Source organism: Streptomyces sp. URMC 127, assembly GCF_051386535.1.
In the GTDB taxonomy this organism is placed as follows: domain Bacteria; phylum Actinomycetota; class Actinomycetes; order Streptomycetales; family Streptomycetaceae; genus Streptomyces.
Genome location: NZ_JBPQTW010000497.1, coordinates 1 through 522, shown reverse-complemented (window position 1 = coordinate 522; position 522 = coordinate 1). Strand labels below are relative to the sequence as shown.

The 522-nt window shown below is 80.3% G+C and carries 1 protein-coding gene; it reads left to right on the top strand.

Annotated elements, in window-relative coordinates; all coding sequences use genetic code 11:
- On the top strand, positions 1-522 hold a 522-nt coding region (locus ACSNOH_RS35095), incomplete at both ends, for an NAD-dependent epimerase/dehydratase family protein (RefSeq protein ID WP_436725491.1).

Genomic DNA, 522 nt, shown 5'->3' with positions numbered 1-522 from the left:
CTACTGCTCCTCGCTGGCCGCCAGCGGCCCCGGCCGGCTGCGCCGCGAGGACGACACCCCCGCACCCGTCTCCGCCTACGGCCGCAGCAAGCTCGGCGGCGAGGACGCCCTGCACCGGGCGGCCGGCCGGCTGCCCGCCCTCACCGTCCGGCCCCCCATCGTCTACGGGCCGGGCGACCGCCACTTCCTGCCCCGCCTCGCCGCGGCCGCCAGGACCGGCCTGCTCCCCGCCGTCGGCCCCCGCGGCCCCCGCCGCTACTCCCTCCTGCACGTCGACGACCTCTGCCGGGCCCTGCTCGCCGCCGCCGAGCACGGCAGGCCCGGCGCCGTCCACCACGTCAGCGACGGCACCGAACACCTGTGGAGCGACATCGGCGCGGCCGTCGCCGCCGCCTTGGGCAGGCGCCCGCCCCGCGTGCTGCACCTGCCCGCGCCCCTGGCCCTGGCCGCCGCCCGCGCCCTGGGCCGCACCGGCATGCTCAACCCCGACAAGGTCGGCGAGGCCCGCCACCCCTCCTGGAC